This window comes from Prosthecobacter sp. (genome assembly GCF_044373815.1).
In the GTDB taxonomy this organism is placed as follows: domain Bacteria; phylum Verrucomicrobiota; class Verrucomicrobiia; order Verrucomicrobiales; family Verrucomicrobiaceae; genus Prosthecobacter.
On record NZ_JBIPNG010000435.1, the window covers coordinates 1 to 5,663 of the forward strand.

General features: G+C 60.9%; 2 protein-coding genes. Both read left to right on the plus strand.

The genetic code is table 11. From position 1 onward, the window contains the following. On the plus strand, positions 1–455 hold a 455-nt coding region (locus ACIREA_RS25285), incomplete at its 5' end, for an RNA polymerase sigma factor (RefSeq protein ID WP_397385104.1). Between the two features lie 24 nt (positions 456–479). Continuing rightward, entirely contained in the window at positions 480–5,195 is a 4,716-nt protein-coding gene (locus tag ACIREA_RS25290; RefSeq protein WP_397385105.1) for a von Willebrand factor type A domain-containing protein, read from the plus strand. Positions 5,196–5,663 lie beyond the last annotated feature (468 nt).

Genomic DNA, 5,663 nt, shown 5'->3' on the forward strand with positions numbered 1-5,663 from the left:
ATCTGGAAGACGCGCGGGACATCGTGCAGGACGTGTTTTTAAAGCTGAGCCAGCACCTGCCCACTCTCGATCACGAGCGGCTGGCCCCCTGGCTCTTCACCGTCTGCCGCAACCGCGCCCTGGACCATCACCGCAAACATCAACGCCTCGTTGTTATGGAAACAGAAACACTCGATCTCGAAACCTCCGCTGATCCCGCGCCGAATGACGCGATGGAGCAGCGGGAGACGGCCACGGCGCTGCGTGAACTCATCGAAACACTGCCGGTGCGACAGCGCGAGGCGGTGCGTCTGAAGTTCATCGCCGGACTGGACTACCAGCAGATCAGCGCGGCGATGCAGACGAGCATCGGCAACGTGGGCTACCTGATCCACCACGGCGTGGCCGCGCTGAAAACGAAGTGGCAGGCGCATGACGCGCCGCCGGCGCAGAAACTGAAACACGCCATCGCTTAAAACCCCTTACTTATTTTTTAGATCATGAAACCGGAACACATCACCGCCTGGGCGCTGGATGAAGCCAGCGCCGAAGAACGCCAGCAGCTGGAGGCGGCGCTGCTAGAGAATCCGCAGGACAAAGAGAAGGCGGATGAGACGAAAGCTTTCTGTGACTTTCTGCTGAGCGAACTGCGGGATGACTCCCTGGCGCTGACCGACAAGCAGCGCGAACGCCTCGTCGCGCAGGCAGCCAATCCTCAGGCTGTGGAGTCATCGTCCCAAGTGCCCACTGCAAGCGGAGCGCCCGCACAAACTCCTGCGGTAAGTGGGAAGTCAGGCAAGACAACTCGGTGGAACATCGGCGTCATCGTCCGCCTCTCCCTGGCCGCGTGCGCGGTGCTGGGCGGGTTTTGGACGTGGCAGGCTTATTCCTCCAGAAAGAGCGAAACGCGTGCCGTCGCCGTCGTGGCGGAGAAGCCGGGCATCAAGGTGCAGCTCGCGCCGAAGCCCGAGGCAAAGAAGAAAGCAGGGCAGGGGCCTGAGGCACGACTGCTGGCGGTCACGCCGGTGAAGCCTGTGATCGTGGCGGAGCAGCCTGCGGCGAAACCGCTTTCGCCAATGCCGAAATCCGCACCTGTGGCCGCAGTGGGTGCGCTGACCGTGAACAAGGACCAGCGTGCAATGAGCCCCGGCGATGTGGAACGGCTGAAGCGGGTGCAGGATGAGAACGCGTATGGCCTGAATTTTGGCGGAGTCTTGAAGACTCCCGAGACGGTCGGTCTGGTCGTGGCGGGGACGGGTGTGACTTCGCAGAAGGTGGCGCCTGCCTTGGCGGGCGCTGCGCTGGGGCTCACGAATGGCAGCGCTCAGGTTGCGGGTGGCAATGTCAGCATGCCGGTGGATGCAGGCCGTCTGACCGTGAATGGCGGCACCGCTTTAACGGTCGGGGGCGCGGTTTCTGGCTCAACAGCAACGGGCAGCGTTTTGAAGATGATTCCGGACGCCAAGGATCTGCTGAAGCAAACTCAGGAGCGGCAGGCTGCGAGCTTGAGTTTGAAAGCTGGGTTCTATCCTCCGCAGCGGGCAGTCTTTGCTCTGGCCTCCGAACGCATGGAGATTGATGGCTTCATCAATTTGTACGTCCCCACATTGGAGGAAATGGGAAACCGATTCACGGGGGCGCTCGGCCGCCGGGTTCTCGTGACACCTCAAAAGACAGGGCTTGTCGGTTGTTTGCTTCCAGGTATGGGGATGCTGGGGTCGAATGACTACGAAAACATTTACGGTGGGACGCTCCAAGTCAGACCTCAGGTGCTGGGTGCGAATGGCTGGCCTCCGATGTCTCTTGCACAAGCGGGGGTGATTGCCTCGCCTGTAGCTCTTGATAGGGCGGGATCGCTGACGAATTATCAAGCGAGCCTGGCCTTCGGAGACATCGGTTTGCACAACCTTGGCAGTGCCTCGGTGGTGTTGAGAGCTGCGAGCGTAAGCACTGGCAGCATCATGGTTCAGTCAGGCGCTCCTCTCACGATCAATGCCATCCTGCAGGACCGCTGGCCTTTTTATACAGTGTCCTCCGCTTTCTCTATCGGAGACAAATATTTCAAAGGTATTGGCAACAGCTTGCCCATGTACGGATGGATCCCGTTGCCGCCGGATGTGAATGCGAAGTCACCCGGGGTGATTTCTTTCGCCACAGCCGCCCAATCGCACCTCATTGACCGGCCCAGCGTCGGTGGCTTCTCTGCGACACTCGCGGATGCCTCCCAGGTGAGTGACTTGCAGGCGGCGGTTTTCAACGTGACTGCATTGAGCAAGTACTCCAGCGATGCGAGTGCCGTGCTGGGCTCCGGGGCTGTGGTGGTGAATGGCGGTGTGCTCAGCTCCTCCGGCACGCAGAAGCCTCTGGACCTGATGGGCGCGCCGGTGGTCACGACGAAGTCTGGGACGCGGGCCACGATGGAGGTGACACGTGAGTTTGTTTATGCAGGTCCCATCGAACTTCCTCGCAGGTCTTCCATCCAATTTGACGGGTCATCGGCTGCTGCTCTGGCGGATGCGCCTGCTGTGCAGGCTGGAATGCCTGCGGATGCGGGGGCTTTGACCGTCAATGGAAATGTGGCGGCGGCTTCGACTTCTGCGGCCACGGGGACGAGTACGCTCACGGGAGAGGTGCAGATGATTTCCGGGCAGCCTTACGCCGTGGTGGCACCGGCGCAGCAGCTGGCGCTCACGATCACGGGTGGCACTACGGTTTCAACCCGGGCTGAACCTATGATGGCCGTTCGTAACCTTACGGGAATACGGGGAGGAATACGGGCATACCAGGGAGCCAATAGATTTGTGGTTGGTGATATGATTGGGGCGGCTTGGAACTATGCTGCCGGGGGGGCGAATTCGCTGACGGTGGGGAGTGTGGATTCAGGAGCTCCCTTTGGAAGGAGATATGGGGCCACGCTGGATCTGGGCGGTGCCTCGAACTACACGGGTGACAGCACGTTCAGTGGCGGTGTCACGGTCAACTCTGGCAGTGGCACGACCTACAGCGGAGTTGTGAGTCCGCCTGCGAAGCCTGCTCAGGGGGGGGCACTGACCCTTGCAAGCAGTGCTTCTGCGGCGCCGAGGGAAGGCGAGACGTTTGGTGGGACGGTATCTGGATCAGGAGCCATGACCAAAACTGGCGCGGGCACGATGGTCCTGGGAGGTGCCAACACCTACACCGGCGGGACGACGATCAATGGCGGCGTATTGAGTGTGTCCAATGGGGCATCGATGCCGAGAGGTGACGCGTTTGCTCCGCTGATGGATGAACCAGCACCGATGAACCGCACTGCGGGCGTGGTATTCAATAATAACGGTGGTATGGTGGCAGGTGCAGCGCCTGCTGCCGCACCGGCTTCGCCTCCGGTATTAGTCTTCGGCGGATCGGCAACAACGGTCCGCCAAGACGTCACGACCTTCACCACAGGCGGACCGGGCGTGCAGAAACCCCAGGCAGGGGCTGCGGGTGGCAATGTGAGCTCCACCACGGCTGCACCTGCCAGTCCGGTCACGTTTAATTCGTCGGCTGCTGTTGCCATGGATCTGCCGATGGTGATGAATCCAACAAAGGCGGCTCAGGAGAAAGAACACTATGACCCGAAGCGGTCCAAGATGCTGGCCCAGATAACAGAGACATGGGAAGAGAAGCTGCCGATGCTAGTGCAGTCGGGTCAGGTCGTGCTGGGCAAGGATGTGAAGAATGATGCCTTCTATCTCGGAAACACTGCCATGCCTGAGGAGAGCAAGCCCGCGCCGCAACTCCAGCCGGGCACCGGCGAATCCTACACCCGCATCATCGAAAACGAACTCAAGGACGTGGCGCGTGAGCCCCTGTCCACGCTGTCGATCGATGTGGACACGGCGTCGTATGCGAACGTACGGCGCTTCCTGAACCAGAACATGATCCCGCCGCCGGATGCGGTGCGCATTGAGGAACTGGTGAATTATTTCCCCACGGCGGAAGAAGGCCCCGCGCATGATGCGAAGGAACCCTTCGGTGTGCGCGTGGAGCTGGCACCGTGCCCCTGGCAGCCGGTGCACCGGCTGGCACGCATCGCCATCAAAGGCCGTGAGATGGACAAGGACCGCAAGGCGAGCAATCTGGTCTTCCTGGTGGATGTGTCGGGCTCGATGAATGAGCCTGCCAAGCTGCCGCTGGTTCAGCAGTCTCTGCGCATGCTCACGGAGCAGCTCGGAGAAGGGGACCGCGTGACGATGGTGGTCTATGCGGGCAGCAGCGGCGTGGTGCTGCCGCCGACTAGCGGAGAGAAGAAGGAGGAGATCCTGGGCGCGATCAACCGGCTGAGCGCGGGCGGCAGCACGCATGGCAGCGCGGGCATCAAGCTGGCGTATGAGCAGGCCGTGGCCGGATTCATCAAGGGCGGCGTGAACCGCGTGATCCTCTGCACGGACGGTGATTTCAATGTGGGCGTGAGCTCGCCGGAGGAGCTGGAAAAACTCATCAAGCACAAGGCGAAGACGGGTGTCTTTCTCAGCGTGCTGGGCTTTGGCAGCGGCAATCTGAAGGACCGCACCATGGAAACCCTGGCCGACAAAGGCAATGGCAACTACGCCTACATCGACAGCCTGAGCGAGGCGCGCAAGGTGCTGGTGGAGCAGATGAGCGGCACGCTGGTGACCATCGCCAAAGACGTGAAAATTCAGGTGGAGTTTAATCCTGCGGCGGTGCGGAGTTATCGGCTCATCGGTTATGAAAACCGACTGCTGGCCAAGGAGGACTTCAACGATGATACGAAGGATGCGGGTGAGATCGGCGCAGGTCACAGCGTGGTGGCCTTGTATGAGATCGTGCCTGCGAATCTGCCCGCTGGCGCGGAGGGTCGCCCTGCCGTGGACAGCTTGAAGTATCAGGCCCCGGCGGTCTCACCTGCGCAACTGGCGGAAGCGGCGAAGAGTGGGGAGATGATGACGGTGAAGCTGCGCTACAAGGAGCCTGAGAGCGATCTGAGCAAGCTCATCGAAGTGCCCACCAAAGACGACGGCAAGACACTCACCGCGAGCAGCGAGGAGTACAAATTCAGCGCCGCCGTGGCGGGCTTTGGCCTGCTGCTGCGCGACTCCAGCTACAAAGGCTCGCTGAGCTGGGAAACCGTGCGCCGCCTGGCGCTGGATGGCAAAGGCGCGGACAAGCAGGGCTATCGCGGCGAGTTCCTGCAGCTGATTGATAAAGCGCGGGGGCTGAAGGAAACTCGGTAGGAATGGGGGATGTGTGGCAGGTAGTACGACAGGCACTCCTGCCTGTCGATCAGCGTTTCGCCAAAACCCATAGCCTGCAAGCCACGCTCTCACACCGCCGCAGCCGTCTGACGCTTTCGCTATCCCTTTAAAACTCGGTGACTGCCCGAGGAATGGCGGTGCCGCTGGCCGACAGACAGGAGTGTCTGTCGTACTTCAGAAGTCCGAACCCAATCATCACACCGCAGAGGTTGGAACGCCGCAGAGATTGTCTCTGAAAAATCTCTGCGGCGTTCCAACCTCTGCGGTATAAAATCTGGGCGCTCCGAATGCCCGCCTTTTCTCCGCAAGAAATGCCGGGGAACACTGTAGTTTTTCCCCCTCATCTGTGCCTGAACTCTGCATGCCGCGCTACGTCCTGATCGCCCCCATTTTTTGCCTCTCACTCACTGCGGCCTCCCTCTTGCATGGGGCGGATGCAGCGGCGCT

Coding starts and splice junctions, on each gene's coding strand:
- ACIREA_RS25290 (WP_397385105.1), top strand. CDS start 480: ATGAAACCGGAACACATCACCGCCTGGGCGCTGGATGAAGCCAGCGCC.